Source organism: Leifsonia sp. NPDC058248, from assembly GCF_042881905.1.
Lineage (GTDB): Bacteria > Actinomycetota > Actinomycetes > Actinomycetales > Microbacteriaceae > Leifsonia.
Genome location: NZ_JBHVXB010000008.1, coordinates 25956 through 50610 on the forward strand (window position 1 = coordinate 25956; position 24655 = coordinate 50610).

General features: G+C 69.7%; 20 protein-coding genes and 1 tRNA gene. 8 read left to right on the forward strand and 13 right to left on the reverse strand.

The window, feature by feature from the left end:
• The first annotated feature begins 17 nt into the window (after positions 1–17).
• The 3 genes from ACFVV5_RS13980 to ACFVV5_RS13990 all read left to right on the forward strand — a co-directional run bounded on the left by ACFVV5_RS13980 (position 18) and on the right by ACFVV5_RS13990 (position 2270).
• Positions 18–653, forward strand: a complete 636-nt coding sequence (locus ACFVV5_RS13980) for a TetR family transcriptional regulator (RefSeq protein ID WP_387245063.1) — start codon at positions 18–20, stop codon at positions 651–653.
• A gap of 70 nt (positions 654–723) precedes the next feature.
• On the forward strand, positions 724–1539 hold the full coding sequence (locus ACFVV5_RS13985; protein WP_387245066.1) for an ABC transporter ATP-binding protein: 816 nt from the start codon (positions 724–726) through the stop codon (positions 1537–1539).
• Positions 1536–2270: an ABC transporter permease gene (locus ACFVV5_RS13990; protein WP_387245069.1), complete on the forward strand. Its 735-nt coding sequence runs from the start codon at positions 1536–1538 to the stop codon at positions 2268–2270. Before ACFVV5_RS13985 ends, ACFVV5_RS13990 begins: the two co-directional genes overlap by 4 nt.
• 344 nt (positions 2271–2614) lie before the next feature.
• Here ACFVV5_RS13990 and ACFVV5_RS13995 read toward each other — a convergent pair whose 3' ends face one another.
• From ACFVV5_RS13995 to ACFVV5_RS14015, 5 genes are all read right to left on the reverse strand, one after another.
• Positions 2615–3355, reverse strand: a complete 741-nt coding sequence (locus ACFVV5_RS13995; protein ID WP_387245072.1) for a hypothetical protein — start codon at positions 3353–3355, stop codon at positions 2615–2617.
• 224 nt (positions 3356–3579) lie between these two features.
• The gene (locus ACFVV5_RS14000) at positions 3580–4890 is read right to left on the reverse strand and encodes a D-arabinono-1,4-lactone oxidase (RefSeq protein WP_387245075.1); all 1311 of its coding nucleotides are present in this window, start codon (positions 4888–4890) and stop codon (positions 3580–3582) included.
• Complete coding sequence (locus ACFVV5_RS14005) at positions 4887–6158, reverse strand: alanine racemase (protein WP_387245078.1); 1272 nt, start codon at positions 6156–6158, stop codon at positions 4887–4889. Before ACFVV5_RS14005 ends, ACFVV5_RS14000 begins: the two co-directional genes overlap by 4 nt.
• Complete coding sequence (locus ACFVV5_RS14010) at positions 6158–7414, reverse strand: MFS transporter (RefSeq protein WP_387245081.1); 1257 nt, start codon at positions 7412–7414, stop codon at positions 6158–6160. The genes ACFVV5_RS14005 and ACFVV5_RS14010 overlap by 1 nt, the downstream gene beginning before the upstream one ends.
• Complete coding sequence (locus tag ACFVV5_RS14015) at positions 7411–8040, reverse strand: TetR/AcrR family transcriptional regulator (RefSeq protein WP_387245085.1); 630 nt, start codon at positions 8038–8040, stop codon at positions 7411–7413. The genes ACFVV5_RS14010 and ACFVV5_RS14015 overlap by 4 nt, the downstream gene beginning before the upstream one ends.
• 144 nt (positions 8041–8184) lie before the next feature.
• Here ACFVV5_RS14015 and ACFVV5_RS14020 point away from each other — a divergent pair, with 144 nt between their 5' ends.
• A complete protein-coding gene (locus ACFVV5_RS14020) occupies positions 8185–10455 on the forward strand; it encodes a hypothetical protein (protein ID WP_387245088.1) in 2271 nt (756 codons plus the stop codon).
• 33 nt (positions 10456–10488) lie between these two features.
• Here the strand turns inward: ACFVV5_RS14020 and ACFVV5_RS14025 are convergent, their stop codons facing one another.
• From ACFVV5_RS14025 to ACFVV5_RS14035, 3 genes are all read right to left on the reverse strand, one after another.
• Complete coding sequence (locus ACFVV5_RS14025; RefSeq protein WP_387245091.1) at positions 10489–10878, reverse strand: YchJ family protein; 390 nt, start codon at positions 10876–10878, stop codon at positions 10489–10491.
• Positions 10879–11151: 273 nt separating this feature from the next.
• On the reverse strand, positions 11152–11583 hold the full coding sequence (locus tag ACFVV5_RS14030; RefSeq protein WP_387245094.1) for a VOC family protein: 432 nt from the start codon (positions 11581–11583) through the stop codon (positions 11152–11154).
• Between the two features lie 122 nt (positions 11584–11705).
• Entirely contained in the window at positions 11706–12281 is a 576-nt protein-coding gene (locus ACFVV5_RS14035) for a TetR/AcrR family transcriptional regulator (protein WP_387245097.1), read from the reverse strand.
• Between the two features lie 131 nt (positions 12282–12412).
• Between ACFVV5_RS14035 and ACFVV5_RS14040 the strand changes: the two genes are divergently transcribed.
• From ACFVV5_RS14040 to ACFVV5_RS14050, 3 genes are all read left to right on the forward strand, one after another.
• Positions 12413–13885 carry an MFS transporter gene (locus ACFVV5_RS14040; protein WP_387245100.1) on the forward strand — a complete coding sequence of 491 codons (1473 nt, stop codon included), beginning with the start codon at positions 12413–12415 and terminating at the stop codon, positions 13883–13885.
• A gap of 62 nt (positions 13886–13947) precedes the next feature.
• Positions 13948–14021, forward strand: a tRNA-Leu gene (locus ACFVV5_RS14045).
• A 960-nt stretch (positions 14022–14981) separates the two neighbouring features.
• Positions 14982–19187, forward strand: coding sequence for a LamG-like jellyroll fold domain-containing protein (locus tag ACFVV5_RS14050; protein ID WP_387245103.1), 4206 nt, complete (start codon positions 14982–14984; stop codon positions 19185–19187).
• A gap of 92 nt (positions 19188–19279) precedes the next feature.
• Here the strand turns inward: ACFVV5_RS14050 and ACFVV5_RS14055 are convergent, their stop codons facing one another.
• A complete protein-coding gene (locus tag ACFVV5_RS14055) occupies positions 19280–20152 on the reverse strand; it encodes an SseB family protein (RefSeq protein ID WP_387245106.1) in 873 nt (290 codons plus the stop codon).
• A gap of 238 nt (positions 20153–20390) precedes the next feature.
• Between ACFVV5_RS14055 and ACFVV5_RS14060 the strand changes: the two genes are divergently transcribed.
• Positions 20391–20564, forward strand: coding sequence for a hypothetical protein (locus ACFVV5_RS14060; protein ID WP_387245109.1), 174 nt, complete (start codon positions 20391–20393; stop codon positions 20562–20564).
• Positions 20565–20631: 67 nt separating this feature from the next.
• Here ACFVV5_RS14060 and ACFVV5_RS14065 read toward each other — a convergent pair whose 3' ends face one another.
• The 4 genes from ACFVV5_RS14065 to ACFVV5_RS14080 are packed head-to-tail and all read right to left on the reverse strand — an operon-like array spanning position 20632 to position 24393.
• Positions 20632–22050 (reverse strand): FAD-dependent oxidoreductase, encoded by a 1419-nt coding sequence (locus tag ACFVV5_RS14065; RefSeq protein ID WP_387245112.1) that lies wholly within the window; start codon positions 22048–22050, stop codon positions 20632–20634.
• 38 nt (positions 22051–22088) lie between these two features.
• Positions 22089–23369, reverse strand: a complete 1281-nt coding sequence (locus tag ACFVV5_RS14070) for a S8 family serine peptidase (RefSeq protein ID WP_387245115.1) — start codon at positions 23367–23369, stop codon at positions 22089–22091.
• Complete coding sequence (locus ACFVV5_RS14075; protein ID WP_387245117.1) at positions 23345–23860, reverse strand: DUF501 domain-containing protein; 516 nt, start codon at positions 23858–23860, stop codon at positions 23345–23347. Before ACFVV5_RS14075 ends, ACFVV5_RS14070 begins: the two co-directional genes overlap by 25 nt.
• Positions 23857–24393, reverse strand: a complete 537-nt coding sequence (locus ACFVV5_RS14080) for a septum formation initiator family protein (RefSeq protein ID WP_387245121.1) — start codon at positions 24391–24393, stop codon at positions 23857–23859. Before ACFVV5_RS14080 ends, ACFVV5_RS14075 begins: the two co-directional genes overlap by 4 nt.
• Between the last annotated feature and the right edge of the window lie 262 nt (positions 24394–24655).

Below are 24655 nucleotides of genomic sequence, written 5' to 3' on the forward strand. Positions count from 1 at the left end.
GGGTGCACAATGGGCAGGTGAGTGAGGTGGCCGAGCGACGCAAACGGGGCCGGCCGCGCAAGGAGGCGCGGAGCGGAGCCTCCGCGCGCGCCGCCATCCTGAAGGCCGCGACCGAAGAGTTCGCCGACCGCGGCTACGAGGCCGCCTCGCTACGTGCGATCGCGCGCCGCGCCGGAGTCGACTCGGCCCTGGTCCACCACTACTTCGACGACAAGGCCGACCTCTTCACCGCTTCGCTCGAGGCGCCGCTGCGTCCCGACCGGGTGCTCGGCGTCATCCTGTCGGGACCGCACGACGACATCGGGGCCGGGCTCGTGCGCTACCTGCTCGAGCAGCTCGAGGACCCCAAGGCGCAGGCCCGCGTGGTCGCCATCCTGCGCACGACGCTCGGCAGCGGCCCGGGCAGCCGGATGCTCAAGGAATTCCTCGCCCGCGAGGTGTTCCTGCGTCTCGCCTCCGCCGCCGACGACCGCGACGACGACGCGGTGCTGCGGGCCAACCTGGCCGCCTCGCAGCTCGTCGGCCTGATGATCACGCGTTTCGTGCTGAAGCTCGATCCGATCGCGACCACCTCGCCCGACGAGCTGGCACGCCGGGTCGGCCCGGTCATCCAGTGGCACCTGTTCGGAGACCCGGCGGCCCCGCTCCGGTGACGCCGTGACCGCTCTCGACGCGCCGATCACCCTCTTGACGCGCTGATCGCACGGGCGAATAATTCATCACATGATGAATTCCGCGGGGGTCTCGGTCTCGATCGACGGGCTGCGCGTCCGCCGCGGCCGCACGACGGTGCTCGACGGGCTGACCCTGACGATCCCGCGCGGACAGGTCGTCGGCCTGCTCGGTCCGAGCGGCTGCGGTAAGACCACCCTGATGCGCGCGATCGTCGGTGTGCAGAGGGTGGCCGGCGGGACGGTCGAGGTGCTCGGCGAGCCGGCCGGCTCCCCCGCCCTGCGCCACCGCGTCGGCTACGTCACCCAGGCGGCGAGCGTCTACGACGATCTCACCGTGCGCCAGAACCTCTCCTACTTCCGCCGCGTGCTCGGGGCGGGCAGAGACGACGTCGAGCGCGCGATCGAGGTCACCGACCTCGGGGAGAACGCGGGACGACTCGTGGAGACCCTCTCCGGCGGCGAGCGCAGCCGCGTCTCCCTGGCTGCCGCCCTCCTCGGATCCCCCGACCTTCTCGTGCTCGACGAGCCCACAGTCGGGCTCGACCCGCTGCTGCGCGTCGAGCTCTGGGGCCTGTTCCACCGGCTCGCCGAAGGCGGTACGAGCCTCCTGATCTCCAGCCACGTGATGGACGAAGCCGCCCGCTGCGACCGGCTCCTGCTCATGCGCGACGGCGCCATGCTCGCCGATGAGACGCCCGAGGGTCTGCTCGCCCAGACCGGGGCGACGGATGCCGAGGGGGCGTTCCTCGCGCTCATCCGCCGCCACCATCCGCGGCACGCGCTGGGCGACCCCGAGCCTGATCCCGGGCCGGGCGGGGCGGAACCCGGCGAGCATCCGGAAGCCCCGGACGGGAGCACACGGTGAACCTCACCCGCACCTTCGCTACCGCGGGACGCGTGCTCACGCAGATCCGCCACGACCCGCGCACCATCGGCCTGCTGATCGTGGTGCCGAGCCTGCTGATCGGCCTGGTCGCCTGGATCTTCACCGACACCGACACGTTCGCCACGATCGGGCCGGCGATGCTCGCCCTGTTCCCGTTCGTCGTGATGTTCCTCGTCACGAGCATCACGACGTTGCGCGAACGCCGCACCGGCACCCTGGAGCGTCTCCTCTCCATGCCGCTCGGTCGAGGCGACTTCATCCTCGGCTACACGCTCGCTTTCGGCCTGCTCGCGGTCGTGCAGACCCTGGTCGCGGTGGCGTACGCCGTGTGGGTGTGCGGTCTCGACATCAAGGGGAGCATCTGGCTCCTGCTGACGGTGGCGCTCGCGGACGCCATCCTGGGCACGACCCTCGGCCTCTTCGTGAGCGCGTTCGCCCGCACCGAGTTCCAGGTCGTGCAGTTCATGCCGGCGCTGATCTTCCCGCAGATCCTGCTGGGCGGGATCTTCATCCCCCGCGACCAGCTTCCGGATGCGCTGCACGCCATCAGCGACTGGCTTCCGCTCTCCCACGCGATCGACGCCCTGAACGCCGTCGCCAACGATACGGAGGACGCCGCCTACGTCGCCGGCCAGCTGCTCATCATCGGCGCCTTCGCGCTGGGCGCGATCATCTTCGGCTCGCTCACGCTGCAGCGCCGCACCGCGTAGCGCCGCCGCCGCCGCCCGCGGCGCTTCCGCAGCGCTTCCGCAGCGCTGCCGCCCGCGCCCGCCCACCCGCCCCACCGTCGAGTCCTGAGTTGATTGGTCTAAGGGGCGGGTTTGAGGGCCAGCAAGTCCGGACTCGATTGCGGGAGCGGAGCGGGAGCGGAGCGGAGCGGGAGCGGGAGCGGAGCGGGAGCGGAGCGGAGCGGGAGCGGGAGCGGAGCGGGAGCGGAGCGGAGCGGGGACGACGATGCGGCGTCGACTTCTCCGAGTGCCCGACACCGGAGCGGTCGACGCCGCGATCGTCCACCGACAGCGCCCGTGGTCGGACGGACGCCGTCAGAGCTCGGCTACGGACAACCCAAATATCCCGAAGGGGTCAGCACGAGCGTTGCGCCGGGGCACGGACCGCACCCCGAGTTGTCCGGGCGTGCGGACGACACTCCCGGGGCCGTGTGCGGCGCTGCGACGACCGGAGCCGTCCGCGTCACAGAGATCGGTGAGCCGCCGGAGCCGTCGGAGCCGCGGGAGCCGGCCGTGCCGCCGGAGCCGCCGGCCACGTACGAGGCCTGGTACTCCGCGGCGGCACGGGCAGCTGCCGCGGCAGCCGCAGCGACCGCGAGGTGCCGCTTCTCCGCGGCCTTCCACGCGGCGACGGAGTCGGTGACGGCCTTCTCCGCCTCTTTAAGGTGCACGACGGCCGCAGTCACCGGGAAGGCGTTCCCGTCCGCAGCCAGCGACGAGACGGATGCGATCGCAGCGACCAGCGCCTGGCGGCCGGTCTCTGCCGCCGTGCCTGCGCTGGAGGCGAGGACCGTGCGCGCCCGGACGAGTTCCGCGCGTGCGGCGGCGACGGCCTGAGTGCGGCGAGCATCCGCGGTTGCTGTGCGGGCGCCGGCGAGGGATGCGCGGTGCGAGACGTCGACCCGGACGACGGCCGCAACCCGCGCGGCATCCCGTGCCTCGACGCTGGCGGTCGGGATGGCGCCGACAGTAGAGACGACGACTCCGACGGCGACAGCGAGGGCGGCAGCGGCGGCAGCGAACCTCCGGGGCGCGGTGCTGGACGGACGAGTGAAGCGGTCGGACATCGGGGGCCTTCCTGAAGATGAAATATTCTCAATAACTTTCAGGTGATTCACAGCTAGCACGGAGTGTTTCAGTGAAATGAGGACCTGTCAAGATTCACGTGAGTCACAACTGTCACACCCGTTACGCAAAGATCGGCCCCGAATTCGCGAAATCCGCGAAATCACGCGGAAATCCGAGAAGTCCTCATACCGGATGCCCGGCGATCCCGACACCCGCTTTGGGGTCACCCCAGAACGCGCGCGAGGTACGCATTGGCGAAGATCCGCTCGGGGTCGAGACGGTCGCGCACGGCCGCGAAGTCGGCGAACCGCGGGTACACCTGACGCAGCGACTCGGCGTCGCGGTTGTGCATCTTGCCCCAGTGCGGGCGCCCCTCGTGCGCCATCATGATGTCCTCCACCGCCCGGAAGTACTCCGTCGGATCCTCCCGGTAGTACCGGTGCACGGCGATGTAGCCGGTCTCGCGCCCGTACGCCGTCGACAGCCAGTTCCCGTCGGCCGCCGCCGAGCGCACCTCCACCGGGAACGATATCCTCCACCCGCGCCGCTCGATGAGCGCCTTCACCTCGGCGAGCGCTGCCGGCACCGCGTCGCGCGGAATCGCGTACTCCATCTCGCGGAATCGCACGCTGCGATTGGTGACGAACACGTTCGGCGACACGTCCGTGAAATCGCGATTGCCGGTGAGCTTCTGGGCGAGCCTGCTGAAGCGCGGGATGACCGCGGGAACCGTGGTGCCGAGCGCGCACACACCGCGGTAGAGGCCGTTGGCGAGCAGTTCGTCGTCCATCCAGCGCCCGACCGTGGGCAGCGGTGCACGTTCCGCGGTCAGCGGGAGCCGGGTGTTCGTCTTCGTGAGCGCCGTCTCGGTGTGCGGAAACCAGTAGAACTCGAAATGGTCTTCCCGCGCCGAACGGTCGAGGTAGCTGTCGAGCGTCTCCTGCAACGGCTCCGGCCGCTCCACCGCTTTCAGCAGGTAGGCGGGCACGCATTGCAGCGTGATGTCGACGATCACGCCGAGCGCGCCCAGGCCGAGCCGAGCGGCCGGCAGCAGTTCCGCGTTGGACGTCTCCGTGATCGACACGACCTCGCCGGCGCCGTCCACGAGCGTGAGCCCGACGATCTGCGTCGCCAGCCCGCCGAACCCTCCCCCGGTGCCGTGGGTGCCCGTCGACGTCGCTCCCGCGATCGTCTGCCGGTCGATGTCGCCCATGTTCTCCAGCGCCAGGCCGTACGGCCGCAGGAGGCGCGGCAGCTGGTGCAGGTGCGTCCCGGCGGCCAGCGTGACACGCCCGCGCTCCACGTCCACGGCGATCACGCCGGTCAGGTCTCCCAGGTCGAGCTGCACGCCGGGCGCCACCGCGATCCCGGTGAAGCTGTGCCCCGCGCCGACCGCTTTGACACGCATCCCCTGCCGGGCCGCCGCGGCGACCGCACGCTGCACCGCATCCGCGCTCGCCGGCCGTTCGACACGCGCCGGCCGCACCTTCTCACTCCGGCTCCAGTTGCGCCACACGGCACCGGTCGCCGTCACAGGAAGACCTGGCCTTCGCCGCGGTAGCTCGGCACCGCATCCACCACCGCCGCACGGCCGTCGACCGTGTCGACCAGGTGGAAGTCGTTGACGTGCTCGCTCAGCTCCCCCGACTTGGTGTGCCGCAGCCACACGCGGTCGCCCACGCGGAGCACGCCCGCGGCGGCGCCCGTCAGCGGCGTCTGCACCTCTCCCGCCATCTCGCGGTCGACCATCTTCAATCCGGTCGGCCACGCTACCTGGGGCATCCGGTCCTCTCCGGGCGGTCCGGATGCGATCCAGCCGCCGCCGAGGAGGGTCGCCGTGTCCGGTGCGGGCCGGCGCACCACCGAGAGGGCGAACGCCGCGGCCGGAGCGGGCCGGAACGATTGGTAGTTGTCGAACAGGTGACCGCCGAGCAGGCCACTGCCGGCGGCGATCTCGGTCACCGATTCGTCGGACGCCGTGAACTCGAGGGAGCCCGTCCCTCCGCCGTTCACGAACTCGAGGTCCGCCACCTCGCGGACGCTCGCGACGGCCTGCGCGCGCCGCTCGGCCAGCTCGGCCTTGGAGTTCTTCTGCATCCAGCGCACCGTCGCACCCCAGGCCGGCCGGCCGCGCGGCTTGTCGCCCTGTCCCGCGATCTGGGCCTCGTACCCCATCATCCCAACCAGCGTGAAGCCGGGGCGCTTCGTGATCTCGTCCGCCGCGGCCCGGGTCGCCGCGGCCGTGTAGAGCGGGGAACGCCACACCCCCACGTGCCCGAGCACCGGGCTGTTCCAGGACGAGTCGAGTTCCAGGCACAGCCGGATGCTCGGGCGGGCATCCGGGGCCACCACCGAATCGATGAGGTCCAGCTGAGCGAGCGAGTCGACCATCAGCGTCACCCGCGCGGCCAGCTCCGGGGAGGCGGCCAGCCGGGCGATGGCTCCGCGGTCGGCGGTCGGGTACCCAACCACGACGTCCTCGATCGGCGGATGCCCGTCCGAGCCTTCCGCCAGCCACAGCGCCTCGGGCAGCGTGTACGCGAGCACGCCGTGGTATCCCGGGAGCGCGAGCACCGCATCCAGCACCGAGCGCACCCGCACGGACTTCGACGCCACGCGGATCGGCTTGCCCGCCGCCCGGCGCAGCATGTCGTGCGTGTTGTGCCGCAGCGCCGGCAGGTGGATCACGGCGAGCGCCGGGTCGAGCCGGGCGGTCGCCGCCGAGAGGGACGGCCAGAACAGGTCGGGGGCCGTCCAGGTTCGCTCGGCTGCGGCCGGCTTCGTGGAGAGGTCGATGGGCACTAGCGGACTGCTTTCACTCGGGCGACCGCGAGAGCACCCGCGAACGCGAAGACACCGGACATGATGAAGAGGCCCATGAATCCGCCCATCGCCGCGACGACGCCCGCGCCGATCAGCGGCGCGATCGCCTGCGGAACCGCCGTCGCGATGTTCATGATGCCGAGGTCCTTGCCCCGGTTCTCCGGGTCGGGGAGCACCTGGGTGGCGAGCGCCTGGTCGACGGAGAGGAAGCATCCGTAGCCCAGTCCGAGCAGTCCGGCTGCGACCATCGCCACGGACAGGTCGGGCACGAACGCCAGCAGCAGCGCCGCGACCCCCTGGATCGCCGACGACAGGAACACGAACGCCTTGCGCCGCCCGACCCGGTCGGACCAGCGCCCCATCACCAGCGACGCGATGATCACGAAGACCATGTAGATCAGGATGAGCACCAGCAGGTCGTCTTCCGCGCTCTTGTCGTGCAGCCCGAACTCCAGGAAGTAGAGGAGCAGCGTGGTGCCGAACGCGTTGCCGAAGTTGACGAGGACACGGCTGAGCAGCGTCCAGCCGAAATCCGGATGCTCGCGCGGGCTGATCCACAGGCTCTCGATGATCGAGCGCACCGTCATCTTCTGCTTGAGCTCGGGCGGCAGCACCGCATCCGGGAGGAAGAGGAACGGCGTCACCAGGATCAGCAGCAGCACCGCCATCGCGGTGTAGCCCAGCAGGCTGCCGACGAAGACGTACGTGACGAGGGCGACCCCGAGGATGATGCCGATCGCCTGCGGCGCGCTGAGCCAGCCGGAGACGTACCCGCGCTGGTCGACGGGGACCTGGTCGCTAATGGTCGCGGTGAGCGCCGCCGTCAGGATGCAGAAGCCGCTGAGCGCGAGCGACCAGAACACTCCGATGCCGACGATGGTCGTCTGAGCGCCCAGCAGGATCAGCGAGACGGCGAAGACGACAGCGCCGATCGCCATCCACGGGCGACGGCGGCCGAACCGGCTGGTCGTGCGGTCCGACAGCGCGCCGGTCAACGGGTAGACGACGATCGCGCAGACGCCGGAGATCCCGGAGATGATCCCGAAGGCGACGACGCTGTCGACCCAGTACGTGCTCGTCAGCTGCGCCTGCACCTGGTCGGGCAGCAGCTTCTGGATGGGGGCGAGCTGCGCCATCCAGATGCCGAGCCAGGCGATGGCGAAGAACGCGATCCAGCGCCCGGTCACCTTGCGGGTCGGCTCGGCGTAGACCGCCGGCACAATGGTTTCGGTCATCGGGTCCTCGCTGTCGGGTTCGGGATGGGCTGTGCGAGCATCGCCACCGCGTCGGCGGCGAACTCCATGGCAGAGGTCGCGGCGGCGTCGTCGCGGGTGACCAGCCAGGCGATCGTGAGGCCGTCGGTGAGCACGACGAGCATCCGGGCGATCTCGGCGGGTGGGCGCGTCCACGAGGATCCGGTGATGGAGGCTGCTGCGAGGAGGGCGCTCTCCGCCACGGAGAAGTAGCGGTCGTACTGGCGGCGCGCGAGGTGTTCGAGACGCGGTTCGCGCAACGCCCACTGGGTGAGCTCGAACATCGCCTTCTCGTGGTCGGGGTCGGCACGCACCGCCTCGAAGTAGTGCTGGAGGCCGGCGCGCACGGCATCGCGCATGGTCAATCCGCCGGTCACGGGCAGGAGCGCCGGCGCGAGTGCGAGTTCCTCACCGTCGACGACCGCGTTGACGAGCTCGGCCATGAGCTCGTCGCGCGACGTGAACGCGTAGTGGAAGCTGGCGAGCGACATCCCGGCCTCGGCGACGATCGCCCGTGTCGTCGCGGCCGCAACACCGTCGCGTGCGACGACGCGGAGAGCCGCCCGAACCAGCGCGGAACGGCGGTCGACGGCGGAGATGCGCGTCATATGTCTCCTGCTCGGGACCATCGGGCGCCTCATCGCGCACGAAGTGGGACGGTTGACCCACTTGTCAGTATGCCGTAAATCCCACTCGAGAGTTGACACAGACGGCCATGGCACCTGAAATGGGGGTGAGTAATGGGGGGTGAAATGCAGCTATTCCTGTCCGATGGGTCACCACCGGCCCGGTCCCGAGGGGCGACGGGGCTGATCGCGGGAGCGCTGCTCATCGTCCTGCTCGGCCTCGGGCTGGCCGGTTCCGTCGCGCCCGCCAGCGCCGACGCGTCGCCCGGGAACACCTCGCGGGCAGACGTCTCCCCCGGCGACACGAACCCCCCGACCGACACGCCGCCGCCGCCCGCGCAACCGCCGGCCATCGATGACCCGGGGACCTCGCTCGTCACCCGGCTGCCCTTCACCGTCACGGGAATGGGGACGGCGGGCGACCAGCTTCAGATCTCCGGCGCCGCGGGCGGCTCGGCGGACTCGCGCTGCACCGTGACCGTCGCTGACGACGGCCGCTGGTCGTGCTCCCTGGCCGCGCTTCCCGACGGGCCGTCCGTCGTCATCCGCGCGACCTCCGCGGCCACCGGGCTCGCCGACACGGTCAGCGTCGCCGTGCTCGCGCCTCCGACCATCGATGCGCCGTCGGGCGCTCTCGTCTCCGGCGGCGGAGTCCACGGGACGGCCTACCCCGGCGCCACCGTGACTGTGCGTGCCAGCAACGGCGCCACCTGCCGCTTCCCCGCCGACTCGTCCGGCCTCTGGGGCTGCGTGCTCGGCGGGCTGAAGAGCGGTCATTACACCGTGACCGCCACGCAGCGGGCACCGTTCTCGGGTCAGAGCTCCGCGGCCAGCCCGCAGGTGCCCATCACCATCGACACGACAGCGCCCGGCCGGCCGACGATCGAATCGCCCAGGGCGGGGCTGTCGGCTCAGACCGGCCAGGCAGTCACCTTCTCCGGCGCCGGCGAACGCCACGCCCGAATCACGGTCTACGGCAGCGACGACGCCGGCAGCGTCGTGATCTGCAGGGCGACGGTGACGGCAGCAGGCGCCTGGTCGTGCCGCGGGACCCTGCCGTCGGGGTCGTTCATCGTGTCCGCGCTGCAGCGGGACGCGGCGGGCAATGTGAGCCCCGGCAGCAACTCCGTGACCCTGAAGTTCACCTCTTCGGCGCCGGCTCCGAACCGGACTCCCACGTCTCCGGGTTCGCCGTCGCACTCGCCGAGCACCACGCCGGCACCCGCCGTTCCGGGAGTCCCGCCGCAGCTCGTTCCCAGCCCGACGCCGCCCGCGGTCCCGCATCAGCCCGGGATGCCCGACTGGATGGGCACGGCCTTCACCACTGCCTCGGCGCCGGTCGTCACTTTCGAGGCCTTCCCCGGCTGGCTTCGCTCGATCGTGCTCGCGATCGCCGCCCTCATCCTGCTCGCGCTTCCCGCCCGGCTGCTCGCCGGGACGATCGCCCGCAACCGGTCGGGCGAGGTCGCGACCGCGCATGCCGGGCTGTTCGGTCGCAACCGGAGCCGCGCCGAACTGCGTGAGGCGGATGCACTGCTCGGGTCGCCGGCGATCGCGCCCGACTCCGGGGCGGCCGTCTCGGATGCCGTGAGTCTCGGTGGCGCGGCGGGTGCCGCCGGGGCCGCCGCTGCCGTCGGGGCGGAGGACGGCACGGCCGCCGCCGCGCCCGCCCGCAGCCCATGGCCGATCGTGGGCGCATTCGCCGTCGCCGCCGCTCTCGTGACACTCTCGAGCCCTGTCGACGACGCCGCTGCCTACCTGCGGGTGGTGCTGGCGATCGCGATCGCCCTCGTCGCCGTCAACGGCCTGTGGGTCGGAATCGCTCGCTGGGCGGCTCCGCATCTGGCCGGCGCCCACACCCGCGTCGTGTTCCAGCCGTACCAGCTGCTGATCGTGGGCGCGGCGGCGATCGTGTCCCGGATGTTCGGCCTGCAGCCGGCGCTGCTCTTCGGTCTCATCCTCGGTGTGGCACTGGTCGAGGGCACCGGACGTGCGGCGCGCGGCAGACTCGCCGCTGTGCAGCTCGCGGGCCTCGCTGCGGCCGGCGTGCTCGCCTGGCTGACCGTCGGCATCCTCCCGACGCCGACCGGGATCGTGTCGGCGTTCCTGCTCGAACTCGTCAACGCCGTTGCGCTCCTCGCGCTCGGCTCGGCCGCCGTCGCTCTCATCCCCGTCGGCATCCTGGCCGGACGTGCCGTGCTCCAGTGGTCGCGACTGATGTGGCTCGGCCTCAGCCTGGTCGTCTACACGCTGCTCTTCGCCCTGCTGCTGCCCGTCGCATCCCTCGTGGAGTCTGGCGGGAACTGGCCCGTCGTGATGCTCGTGGCTCTCGGCTTCGCCGCCCTCAGCCTGTGCGTCTGGCTCTGGGATCGTTTCGTCGAGCCGTCGCGCCAGTAGCCGCCCGGGACGCCCGGTCACGCAGCTTCGACGTCACACGGCTGCGACGTAGAACCAGCGCTCGCCTTCGCGGACGAATTGCGACACCTCGTGCTGGACGCCCTTCTCGGCGCCCTTGTAGTACGCCTCGAATTCGACGATGCCGTCGCGGTCGAACGGGCCACCCCGTTCGGTGCGGACGATGTCGAGCCGGTACCAGCGCATCCCGGGGTCGAGCTCGAGCCCGTCCGGCCACGTCGACGGATGCCAGCTCCGAAGCAGGTAGGCGGTGTCGCCACGGGCGAAGGCCGTGAACCGGGACCGCATCAGACGTTCCGCGGTCGGCGCCTCGCGCTCGCCCCGAAGGAGCGGGCCGCAGCACTCGTCGTAGGTGTCGCCGCTCAGGCAGGGGCAGCGGACGGGATGCGGAGAGGCGCTGGTCACCCGTCGAGCGTACCCGGTGGGCTCCCCAGGCACCGCCGGGCGACGGCGGCCGTCCCGAGTGGCCGCCGCCGCCGAACTGGCGGCCGACGCGTCCGGGGATGAGGAGACCCGGCGCGGCCACCGTCGGGGGGATCTCTGGGGCCGGGCCGGGTCGAGGACACCCTCGGGCGTCTCGATTCATTGTGGCGCGCGGTCTTGCATGCGCGCTTTGCACGCGCTGAGCGTTCTCTCACAGTGCCCGGCGACCGCACGGACCCCGCTGCATCCGCCCGATCAGAGGTGGTTCGCGACCTCGCCCGCCTGCACCACGCAGAACCGATTGCCGTCCGGGTCCGCGAGCACGACATAGTCGGCGTCGTCGGGGTAGTCCCACTCGACACGTTCCGCACCGAGGCCGAGCAGCCGCTCGACTTCGTCGTCCTGGTCGAAGGCGTACAGATCGAGATGATGCCGCTGATGATCGTGCGCGGTCGACGTCACTTCGCTGATCGCCAGCTGCGGACCGTGTCCCTCGCGCGGCACCAGGATCGCCCAGTCGACGTCGGGCTCCCTCAGCGTGCGGTAGTCGAGGGCTTCCGTCCAGAACCGGATGGCGCGCGGAACGTCACGCACACCCCACACGATCGAGCCCACCCGGATCATTCGCCCAGTATCCGCCCGCGCCTCCGGATGCGCCAGACCGGCCACGGTGTACCGTAACCCCATGACTGGTGTACTCATCGGATTGATCTGGGCCGTCATCGTCATCGGCGGGGGGCTCGCGCTCACCGCTCTGATCGAGATGATCAGGTCCCCCTACCGCAAGAAGTAGGTCAGCGCAGCGCTTCTCAGCGCAGGCCGGCGACGAAAAGGTTCAGCACCCGCCGCAGGTCGTCGCGCGTGTAGCCGCTCTTGTTCGCGGCCCACGCCAGCGAGCTCGCGAACACGAACAGGTCGTCGCTCTTGACGTCTGCGCGCACTGCGCCGGCATCCTGAGCCCTCGACAGCAGCGCTGCCGTCGCGTCCTTCATCATTCCGCAGGGGGCCGTGAGCGGTGAGCTCTGGTCGTTGACCGCCTCCGCCACCGAGTCGGGCAGTCCGTCATAGCTCGAGAGGTGACGGGCCAGGTCGATCAGCCACTCGTCGAGCGCTTCTCCCGCGTCCTCGCGGGTGAGGAGCTCTTCCGCCCGCTGATCCAGACCCTGCCGGCTCTCGACGAGCGCCGCTGCCAGCAGGCAGTCGCGGTTCGGGAAATGCCGGTACAGCGTGCCCGCTCCGACGCCGGCGCGCTTGGCGATGTCGTCGAGGGACGTGTGCACGCCGTTCTCGGTGAACGCCTCGCAGGCGACCTGGACGATCTTGTCGTAGTTGCGCTGGGCATCCGCTCGCAGGGACCTGGCCTGTATGAGGGTCTCGCCGGCCACGTGAGGTTCCTTTCTGAAATGTTCACTTCGTCTCCGTTGACAAAGCGGAGACAGTCTCCGTATTGTTGATCACTCAAGAGGAGAGTCTCTCCGCATAGCAGTCTACGTCCCCGAGAAACGGATGCGCCAGCATGACGACCACCGAACTCAGCCAAAACACATCGAACATCCCAGCAGTCACCACCCGACGCCGCACCCTGCGCGGACCGGCACTCGGCCTCATCGTCGTATTCATCACCCAACTCATGCTCGTGGTCGACGCGAGCATCGTGAACGTCGCGCTCCCCGACGTCCAGAAGGAGCTGCACTTCTCCCCCACCGACCTCTCGTGGGTGGTCACCGCCTACGCGCTCGCGTTCGGTGGCCTCATCCTGCTGAGCGGCAAGATCGGCTCGATCGTCGGCGCCCGCCTCGCCCTCATCGTCGGCGTCGCCGTATTCATCGTCGCCTCCGCCATGGGCGGATTCGCGCCCACCCCGGAGGTCCTGGTCGCCGCCCGCGTACTGCAAGGCGTCGGCGCGGCGATCGCAGCGCCCAGTACCCTCGTGCTCCTCGTCGCCAACACGACCGAGGGCGAGAACCGCGCCCGCGCGATGTCCCTGTTCGTGTTGGCCGCCGGAAGCGGCGGGGCGATCGGCCTGATCCTCGGTGGCTTCCTCACCACCAGTTTCGGCTGGGAATGGGTCATGTTCGTGAACGTGCCGATCGGCATCCTCATCGTCATCGGCGCCGCGCTCTTCCTGCACGAGACCGACCGGGTGCCCGCCAAGCTCGACTTCGGCGGCGCCGCCGTCTCCACGATCGGGATGGTCGCGCTCGTCTACGGCTTCACCCGGGCGGCCAGCCACGGCTGGACCGACGTGCAGACCATCGTCTCGTTCGTCGTCGCGATCGCGGCCCTCGTGAGCCTGATCTTCATCGAACGCCGCCACACCAGCCCAGTCGTACAGCTCCACTTCTTCTCCCGGATGCGCACCGTGACGCCGCTGCTCGGCATGCTCCTGGTCCCCGCCGGCATGTTCGGCTTCTTCTACTTCGTCGCGCTGTTCACCCAGCACGTACTCGGGTTCGACCCGCTCGGAACCGGTCTCGCGCTGCTGCCGTTCGTCGCCTCCATGCTCGTGACGAACGAGATCGCCCCGCGCATCCTGCCCCGCATCGGCGAGAAGGTCATCGGCGTCGCCGGGCTGAGCGGGATGGTCATCGGTCTGATCTGGCTCGGTCAGCTCAGCGCGTCGAGCACGTTCCTCTCGGGCATCCTGGGCCCGGCGATCGTTCTCGGCATCAGCGCGGGCCTCACCTTCGCCCCGCTCACGTCCATCGCGATGGACCAGGCGCCGAAGGGAGAGGTGAGCGCGGCCTCCAGTCTGCTTCAGGGGATGCAGCAGCTCGGCGGCAGCATCGGCGTCGCCGTCCTGACCACCGTCTTCATCTCGGTGACAGCGATCTCGGGCGAAGCGCACGGCATCTCCACCACCCTGCTCATCGGCGCCGCGTTCCCGGCGGCCGCGCTGGTGCTGTTCGCGATCTGGGGCCGCCGCATCCCGCTGAAGACGGGCGACGAGGCCGGCGAAGGCAACGCCGCGCCGGTCATCATGCACTGACCATCACAAGACCAACCCCGGGCCCGATAGCTTTCGACAGCTCTCGATAGCATTGAGCCCGGGCCCCCATAGCCCAATCGGCAGAGGCAGGCGACTTAAAATCGCCCAAGTGTGGGTTCGAGTCCCACTGGGGGTACGGGCGGCAGCAGTCAGGGTCGCTCCGAGCCGGACTACGACGACGGCAGCGGCGGCGTCTCGTCGGTCGTGGACCGCGAGAGCGTCTCCCGCACATCGTCGCGGGCACATCCTCGCGGGCACATCCTCGCGAGCAGTGACCGTCTGCGTCTCCGGACGCCAGAGGGCCTCCGGAAGGTCGAGACCTCCCGGAAGCCCTCCGACCGATTGTCCGATCCACCTACCCGAAAGGCGACCGGACGGGCACGAACGAGGGGACGATCGTGCCCCTACTCCGGGCGTACCCGACGAGCAGACGCTATTGACGAGGCTCTAAGAAGTCGACAAGAAACCCCCGTGAGAACCCGTCTCATAGAAAAGGGGTTCTACTGGAGCCCTGCCCGGAGGAGTGGCAGGATCGTGGCATTGGGCAGGGACGCCGGGCCGGACCCGAACGGCGAACCGGACCCTGCAACGGGAGTCGCCCCAGCACTGAGGCGGCTCCCTCCTCGTGAAGCTCCGACCAGACGCCGCCCCTTCCGAACGCGGACGACGACGGATACCCTCGAACTGGAAAGCGCGACACGCCCGGCGACGGACGCGCGCACCGGGTCCGGTCGAGCCGTGAGGTAAGAGCGGGAGTACTGGGTTTCAGACGGCCTGAGCTGAGGCAGCGTCAAGCAGACAGCGGCTGGTCCCACCCGCCACCGGACCCGTCCTGCCGCTCGGAGCCGGCGATCGGCGAGCGTCGTGGCCGACCTCTGGGACGACGCCGGCGCGCCGGAAGAGAGCCCCGCCGAGGAGCATCCGGAGGCATCCACCCCCAAAGGGGGCACAGGCGATGCGTCCCGTCGGATGTATAGTCCAAGAGTTAGTCGAGGATTAATCAGTTAATTGCTTTCGCTCGGTTTCGATTGTGCCCGACAGGTCCCCGTCGAACCCTCCCAGCAATTCGGCGAGTGAACCCGAGGTCGTCATGCGCATGAACAGCAACTCCCGCACCCGTTCGATCGGGATCGTCACGTCCGTCATCACGGCGGTCGGCCTCGTCTTCGGAGGTCTGGCCCTCGCGTCGCCGGCCTCCGCCGACACGGCCCCGCCCGACCCGACGAATCCGGCGTCCCCGCCGACGGTGAGTGCGGATGCTCTTCCCACGACACAGATCGACGGGGTGGCCTGGGCGCAGGTGGTCGTCGGCAACACCGTCTACGTCGCCGGCAAGTTCACCACCGCACGCCCCGCCGGCGCAGCAGCCGGCACCAACACGACCCCGCGCAGCAACCTCCTCGCGTACGACATCACCACCGGCAACCTGATCGCGAGCGTCAACGTTCCGCTGAACGCCCAGGCGCTCACGATCACGGCCTCACCCGACGGCTCGCGGGTGTACGTCGGTGGTGACTTCACCACCGCCGGCGGCGGCAACTACTACCGCATCGTCGCGATCAGCACCGCCACCGGCCAGGTCGTCAGCTCCTTCCGACCCATCATGGAGAGCCAGGTACGCGCTCTCGCGGCGACCAACACAGCGGTCTACGCAGGCGGGACGTTCTCGAGCGTCAACGGAACGGCCACGCCGTACATCGCCAAGATCAACGCCTCTGACGGCTCGTTGAACACGGCATGGCACGGGAGCACCGACTTCGTCGTCGATGCGCTCGCCGTCGCACCCGACGGCACGAAGGTCTACGCCGGCGGCCGCTTCCAGCACGCGAACGGCACCGACGCATACGGACTCGCGATGTACAGCGGAACCGACGGCTCGATCCTGCCCTTCCCGGCCAACTCGGTGGTCCGGGACGCGGGCACGCAGGCCGGCATCACCGCCCTCGTCGCCACGAACGACCGGGTATACGGCTCCGGCTACATCTTCGGCGCCGGCGGCAACCTCGAGGGCAGCTTCTCGGCCGACCCCAACGGCAACCTCCTCTGGATCGAGGACTGCCACGGCGACACTTACTCGATCTACCCGCTCGGCGACGCGCTCTACACGGCCGGTCACCCGCACTACTGCGGCAACCTGGCCGGGTATCCGCAGACCGACCCCTGGACCTACCACCACACGATCGCCTTCTCGAAGGCCACCACCGGCACCCTGACGAACAACGGTGACGGCGCCTACGCCAACTTCTCCGGACAGCCGGCGCCCACCCTGCTCAACTGGTACCCCGCATACGTGACCGGCTCCTACACCGGCCAGGGTCAAGCCGCCTGGAGCATCGCCGGCAACAGTCAGTACCTTGCCGTCGGCGGCGAGTTCCCGTTCGTCAACGGTGTCGCCCAGTACGGACTCACCCGGTACGCCGTCGCCTCTGCGGCGCCGAACAAGGTCGGGCCGAACGTGAACACCGCGCTCGTGCCGAACGCCGCCTCTTTCACCGCCGGACAGGCACGTATCTCCTGGACGGCGACGTACGACCAGGACAACGTGAACCTGAACTACAAGCTGGTCCGCGACGGCAACCTGGCCAACCCGGTCTACCAGACCAACCAGATCTCCAACTTCTGGACGAGACCGGCGATGGGCTACATCGATTCGGGGCTGGCTCCGGGGAGCTCGCACTCGTACCGCGTCTACGTGACCGATCCGTTCGGCAACCAGATCTCGCGCCTCGGCAACACGGTCACCATCAGTGCGACCAACACCGGAGGAGCGTACGCGGACTCGGTCAAGAACGCGGGAGCATCCGCGTACTACCCACTCGATGAATCGAGCGGCACCGCCGGCTTCGACCACATCGGGTTCAGCGATCTGCAGCTGCAGGCCGGTGTGAGCCGCGGCGCGGCCGGACCGATCAGCGGCGTGCCCGCATCCACCTTCAATGGAACCGACACCGGCTGGGCCGTCACCCCGGCCTCGATCCCCGGACCGAACACCTTCACCGTCGGAGCGTGGTTCAAGACCACCTCGAGCAACGGCGGGAAGATCATCGGCTTCGGCAACGCGAACGTCGGGACGTCATCCGGATACGACCGTCACGTCTTCATGGACAACAGCGGCAAGATCTGGTTCGGCGTCTACCCCGGCGGGGTCCAGACGGTGAACAGCTCGGCCGCCTTCAATGACGGTCAGTGGCACCAGGTCGTCGCCTCGCTCGGTTCCAACGGGATGCGGTTGTACGTCGACGGCAAGGTCGTCGGCAGTCGCACGGACATCACAACCGCCCAGGACTACGCAGGCTACTGGCGAGTCGGAGGTGACAACCTGAACGGCTGGCCGTCGCAGCCGAACAGCAACTTCTTCTCCGGCGACATCGGCCAGGTCGCCATCTACCCGACGGTGCTGACTCCGACCACGGTCGTGAACCAGTACGTCGCCTCGGGTCGGACCTCGCCGCTGAAGCCGGCACCCGCCGATGCCTACGGCGCCGCCGTGTACAACAGCAACCCGGACCTCTACTGGCGCCTCGACGAGACGAGCGGCTCCACGGCCAACGGATCCGACCCGTACGCGAACAACGGCACCTACTCGGGACTGGCGGCCACGCTCGGCCAGACCGGCGGGATCTCCGGCGGCGGAAAGGCCACCACGTTCAACACCGACTCGAACGGTTCGAACGGCGGAATCGTGTCGAGCAACCAGCAGTACTCCAACCCGACGACCTATTCGGAAGAGCTCTGGTTCAAGACCAACACCAACACCGGAGGCAAGCTGATCGGTTTCGGCAACGAGTCCAGCGGCCTCTCCAGCAACTACGACCGGCACATCTACATGCAGGACGACGGCCGGCTGGTCTTCGGAGTCTGGACCGGTCAGACGAACACGATCACCACACCGGATGCGCTCAATGACAACCAGTGGCATTACGTCGTGGCCAGCCAGGCCTCGGACGGGATGAAGCTCTACGTCGACGGCGCTCTGGTCGGAACCAACCCGCAGAACCAGGCACAGGGCTACGACGGCTACTGGCGGATCGGCGGCGACAACACCTGGGGCTCCACCGGACCGTACTTCAACGGGACCCTCGACGAGGTCGCGGTGTACTCGAGTGAGCTCAGCCAGCAGGATGTGACGAACCACTACACCCTCGGCACCTCCGGCACACTGCCGAACCAGGCGCCCACGGCCGCGTTCACGTCGACCGTGACCAACCTGAGCGTCGCGTTCGACGGAAGCACGTCCCACGATCCCGACGGCAATGTGAACAGCTACGCATGGGACTTCGGTGACGGGAGCACCGGCACCGGCGTCAACCCGACGCACGCCTACGGCTCCGCGGCCACCTACACCGTGACCCTCACGGTGACGGACAACCAGGGTCTGGCCAGCGCGCCTGTCACGCATGACGTGACGACGACGCTCAGCCCGAACCAGTTGCCGACCGCGTCGTTCACGGCAACTCCGAACGGGCTCACGGTGGGGGTCAACGGCACGGCCTCCAATGATCCGGATGGGATGATCCAGTCGTACGCGTGGGACTTCGGTGACGGCGGCACGGCCACCACACCGACGGCGAACCACACCTACGCGACCGGCGGCACCTACCCGGTGAAGCTGACCGTGACCGACAACCGGGGCGGCACGAACACGGCCACCAAGTCGGTGACCGTGACCGCACCGCCGCCGGCGGCGATCGCCTCCGACACGTTCGAGCGCACCTCCGCCAGCGGCTGGGGCAGCTCCGACCTCGGCGGCGCCTGGACCGGCGCCGGCGCGGCCAGCGCCTACACCGTCGGCTCCGGCACCGCCTCCATCAACGGGATCGCCGGGTCCACCAAGACCGAACTGCTCGGCAGTGTCTCCAGCACCAACACCGACACCACCGTCCAGTTCAGCCTCGATAAGACCTCGACCGGTGGCGGCCTGTACGTCTCCGCGATCGGCCGCTCGATCGGCGCCACCGAATACAGCGCCCGGGTCTGGATGCAATCCAACAACGTGGTCCAGCTGCAACTGCTGCAAGGCTCCACCGCGCTGAAGGCGCTGAACATCACCGGCCTCACCTACGTCCCCGGACAGCAATACCAGGTGCGACTGCAAGTGTTCGGCACCAACCCCACCACGGTCCGCGCCCGCGTCTGGACCGGCGCCACCGAACCGACCACCTGGCAGGCCAGCGTCACCGACACCACCGCAGCCCTCCAGGCCGCCGGCTCCGTCGGACTCCGCGCCTACATGTCCGGTACGGCGACCAACCCGCCGCTGACCACGAAGTTCGACAACTTCGTCGTCACACCTGCCCAGTAGAAGCGGCGCAGTGAGGTAGCAGCGGCGAGCGTCAGCGATGAGGCCGACCCGGTCACCCGGGCCGGCCTCTTCGCGCGGCGGGCGTCCGGGGGCTAGTGCGCGAACCGGGCCAGCTCATCGGGCGAGATCAGCACCGACTGCCCTGCCGGGTTCAGGATCACGCCGTCGTTGCCGTCTTCCAGGGCGGCACGGGCGATGTTCGCTACGCCGGTCGACTGGGCGTCGAACGCGGGCGCCCAGGCCCACACCTCCGCCGGTGAGGTGAAGGCCACTACGTAGTTCTCGCCGTTCTTGCCGTCGACGGTCGGAACGCTGAAGCCGCTCGCCGCGCCGTCGTCATCCCGGAGCTCCTGCATCGCGATGAACACCGTGCGCGTTCGTCCGAGCAGGTCGAGCAGTTCGTCCCAGGGCAGCGTGCGGGTGACCAGAGCGGTCTTCAGCTCCTCGTTGAGGGCGGGGTCGTCGGTGAGGTGCCGGCGGATCTCGTCGGCGTAGGCGATGCACAGAGCATCCGACCCGGCGTCGATGGCGATGCCGTCGAAGGGCTCGTCGGTGGCCTGCTTCAGCGTGGCGGTCGCCGGTTGCGCGAACGAGGGCGTGCGCTCGCCACCGCGATAGGCGGCCAGCCGCTCGGTGCTGGAGAACGCCAGCAACAGCCTCCGCCCCTGATCGTCGGTACGGTAGCCGATGCCCTGCGTGTCGCCCGGCCGGAAGCCGCCTGCCGGATCCGCGAGCTCGGAACCACCACCGTCGAGCAGCAGCTCACCCGTGGCGCACTGCCGCAGCACATTTGCGAACCGCCGTGCGTCCTTGGCCGACGCCCACGACTGCAACGCCGCCTGCACGAGGTCGTTGCGCACGCCGTCGCGCACGCCGGCGTCGCGCTCGTCGTCGTCGCGCTCGAGCGCGGCCTCCGCCCCGTCGTCGGCGCGTACAGCGCCCTTCCCCTTCGAGAACAAACCCACGATTCCCCCATCGTCGACAGCTGTCTCCCCCCAGCATCTCACCGAATACGGTGGAGTGATGCCCACCCGCACGCTCGCCGCGCCCGTCTCGGCGAGATCGACGGCGAGCCGGCGCGTCACTGGGCGGGGAAGCGCCCGGTTCACCGACGGAGGGGAAACCGGTTCTTGACTTGCGCCGCAGACGCCCTAGCGTTGCACGTGAGCGCCCGTGCGGGCGATCGGTACAGGAGGTACGGCCATGAGCACCGTGATCGCTATCATCGTCTGTTTCGCCCTCTTCCTCGGCGGGCTGCTGCTCTTCGGCATCGCGCCCACCCTGCCGGACTGGCAGGCCGCGGTGTTTTTCGCGGGCATCCTGTGCGTCGCCGCGTCGCTGGCGATCCCGGTGCACCTCCTGCCCAAGCTGGAGTGAGAACGCCGAAGGGCCCGGTGCGACGATGGTCGTACCGGGCCCTTCGTGACGCTGAGGCGCCGTCGTGCTACTTCGCGGGAACCTCGACGGGCTCGGCCTTCTTGGGCGCGCGCTTGGCCGGAGCCTTCTTCGGAGCCTCGACCGCGGGGGTCGCCTCGGCCGCGGGCGGCTTGGGCCGGGAGGCGAACTCCTCGAACGCGGCGCGGGGGAACTGCTCCGCGACCAGCGAAACGATGTCGCGTCCCAGCCAGAAGTTGTTCCACCAGCCGGTCAGAACGCGCAGCTTGCGCTCCCAGCTCGGCATGGCCAGACCGTGGTAACCGCGGTGCGCGAACCAGGCCGGGAGACCCTTGACGGCGATCTTGCCCGACTGGAACACGCCGACGCCGATGCCGAGGCCGGCGACAGCGCCCATGTTCTTGTGGAAGTACTGGCGGGGAAGCTCGCCGCGCAGCGCCGCGATGATGTTCTTGGCGAGGAGCTTGCCTTGACGCACGGCGTGCTGGGCGTTCGGCACGCAGTAGCCGCCGACGCCGCCGCCCGACAGGTCGGGAACGGCCGCGACGTCACCGGCGCCCCAAGCGTCGGCGACGAACTCTTCGTCCGTTCCGACGCGCAGATCGGCGCGAACGCGCAGGCGGCCGCGCTCCTCGATCGGGAGGTCGGTGTGACGCACGACCGCCGGGTTGGCCATGACGCCGGCCGTCCAGACGATGAGGTCGGTCTCGAACGTCTCGCCGGTCGACAGCTCGATGACACCGTCGAGCGCGCTCGAGAGCTGGGTCTCGAGGTGGATCTCGGCGCCGCGCTGGGCGAGGTTGTTGATCACCCAGTGGCTGGTCTTCAGCGAGACCTCGGGCATGATGCGGCCCATCGCCTCGATCAGGTGGAAGTGCGTGTCTTCGAACTCGATCTCCGGGTACTTCGACAGCAGGTCGCTCGCGAACGAACGCAGCTCGGCGAAGATCTCGATGCCGGCGAAGCCGCCGCCGACGACAGTGACCGTCAGCAGGCGGTCGCGCTCGGGGCCGGCCGGGAGCTTCGCGGCCTTGTCGAAGTTGCTGAGCAGACGGTCGCGGATGAAGACGGCCTCCTCGATCGTCTTCAGGCCGACTGCCTGGTCGGCGACGCCCGGGATCGGGAAGGTGCGCGACACGGCGCCGGCGGTGACGACGATCTGGTCGTACTCCAACTCGTACACCTCGCCGACCGGCGGCTGGATCGTCGCCGTCTTCTTGGCGTGGTCGATGTACGTGACCTTGGCCGAGATGATGTTGGTGCTCTTGAGGTGGCGACGGTGCGCGACGACCGCGTGACGCGGCTCGATCGATCCGACGGCGACCTCAGGAAGGAAGGGCTGGTAGGTCATGTAGGGCAGCGGGTCGACCATGGTGACCTCTGCCTCGCCCTTGCGCAACTGCTTCTCGAGCTTCCAGGCGGTGTAGAACCCGGCGTATCCGCCGCCGACGATCAGAATTTTGGGCACAGTGAACGGTCTCCTCAACACGAAAGTATGCGGTTAATCTACCCCCTGCGGGGCGTTCGTCTGAAATGCCGCCATGCGCCGACCCCGCCGAGCGCAACGAGTGCGATGAATCCGGCGATCAGGCTGAACGGCATCCAGAAGGTTGTGAGGGCGCTCCATTGCGGCCACAGAAGCTGTTCGACGCGCACCGAACGCTCCGGTGCGAGGGACTGCGGGGTGCTGGTGGTGACGGGTCCGCCGCCGGGGGCCGGGACGGCCTGCGACTGCGCGCGGCGGTGGATCCGGATCCACTCGGTGAGGTCGCCCATCGGGTTCGCCGTCACGTGCGGGACGTCCGCGTTCACCGCTGCCGCCGCATCCAGGAGGCCATAGCCGTAGATGGGGCTGGGGACGGGGCCGGGCACCGGCCGGGCCGTCTTGATGATGCGCTCGATCACGTCGGCCGCTTTGAGCTCGGGATGCGCGGCCCGCACGAGCGCGACGGCCCCCGACACGAGCGGCGCAGCCCCGCTGGTTCCCGCCCACTGCACGTACCCGCCTCCGGGGTTCGCGCCGACCAGCTGCTCGCTGGGGGCGGACACCCCGATCGTGATGCCCTGCGACGACGCGTCGAAGCTGGCCTTCCCCTGCCTGTCGACACCGGCCACGGTGAGCACGCCGGGAATCGTCGCGGGCGCGCCGACCTCGGTCGTGCCGCTCCCCCGGTTGCCGGCGGCCGCGACGATCACGACGTCGTGCGAGAACGCGTACTGGAACGCGTCGTCCCAGCTCGTCGGCCAGTCGAGGGTGTTGCGGGTGAGAGACATGTTGATCACCCGGGCGCCGTGGTCGACCGCCCAGCGCATCGCATTGGCGATCTGGTCGTCGCTGCTGACCGAGCCGGCCGCCTCGCCGAGCGCGACGGAGGCGGTGAGGATCGACGACTGCGGGGCGGCGCCGAGCACTCCACTGTCCGGCCCGGTGCCGCGGCCGGAGAGGAGCGATCCCACCCAGGTGCCGTGGTTGGCGGAGTCGCCGTCACCGAGCGGCTTCTGGCCGTTCGCGGCACCGACGCCCGACACGTCTGCGCCGCCCACGACGACGCCGGTCAGGTCGGGCACGCTCCCGTCGACGCCCGTGTCGATCACGGCGACCTTGACCCCGGCGCCTTTCGAGGTCGCCCACGCCTGGGTGAAGCCGTAGTCGTTCAGCCAGTACTCGAGGTCGCGCACCTGGTCGGCGTGCGCGACGGCCGGCGCCAGCAGGGCCAGGACGACTCCTGCGACGATGGCAGCCGCCCCACGGCCGAGACGGCTCATCCGGCGCTGTAGTCCAGACATTCGCAGACCTCGGGCGACCAGTCGGCGCGTGCCAGCGCCAGGTCGCCGATCGGGTTCACGCCGGGGCCGGCGGCCAGAGCGTGGGCGCCGAGGGCGTGCAGGCATTTGACACGCACGGGCATCCCGCCGGCCGAGATGCCGGCGACCTCCTCCACCACAGCGATGCTTTCGCGGTCGGCCAAGTAGGCGACGTGCGCGGCGGCGTACTGCTCCCGCGTCGCCTCGTCGGCCTCCAGCAGGTCGTTGTACTCGTTCATGACCTGCGTCGCCTCCAGCTGCGAGAGCGCGGCGGTCGCGGCGGGGTGCGTCAGGTAGTAGAACGTCGGGAACGGTGTGCCGTCGTCGAGGCGCGGCGCCGTGGAGACGACCGTCGGGTTGCCGCAGACGCAGCGCGCGGCGATGCCGACCACGTTGCGGGCCGGACGCCCCAGCTGGGCGGAGACGACGGCGATGTCCTCATCGGTCACAGGTTCGAACGGTGGGGTGGTCATTTCGTGCCGCCAGGGGTCGGGGTGGGTTTCGGAGTCGGGGCCGGGGCCGGCGTCTTTCCGGTCAGCTGGTCGGGGGTCGCCGTGCTGAGGCCGGCGCCCATGAACGACCCGAAGAGCGAGCCGACCCAGTCGGTGTCGGTCTTCTGCAGTTTGGAGCTGACCGGGGCATCCGTGGTCGCCGCCGCCGGAGGCCGGTCGTCGATCACCAGGTAGCTGACCTCGCCGGGCATCACGTAGTAGAGCCGGTCGCGGGCCTGGGCGCGGATGTAGCTGGGGTCGTTCCAGCGCGCGCGCTCGCTCTTGAGGGTGGACACCTGGCCGGCCAGCTGGTCGACGGCGTGCTGCTGGTCGGCGATCTGCTGCCGCTGGGCGACGAAGCTCTGCAGCGTCGGCGCCAGGATCACGACCGCCAGGATCAGCAACGCCATCATCACGAGCGAGAAGCCCGAGAAGTGGATGCCGCGCAGCCAGCGTCCGGTCGCGGTCGGCCCGGTGAGGGTGACCGGAACGCGCCGGGTGCGAGGCTTGGCCACGGGCCCTCCTGGTTGTGTCGCGGGCAGCTGGATGGGCCGGCCGGGGCCCACTTTCATCGTACGGTACCCACCCTGCAAGCTCCGGATGCCCGCGCGGCGCGCGCAACCCGCGCCCGCGCCCCGTGCCCGCAACCCTCCCCACGCCCCGCGCTCCCCGCACGCCACCTCCCCACTCCCCGCGGCGGGGGGGGGTGTGTGACGGGGTTGGTGGTGGGGGGTGTTGTGCGCGGGACACGGACGAGAGGCTAAAAAACCCCACCCG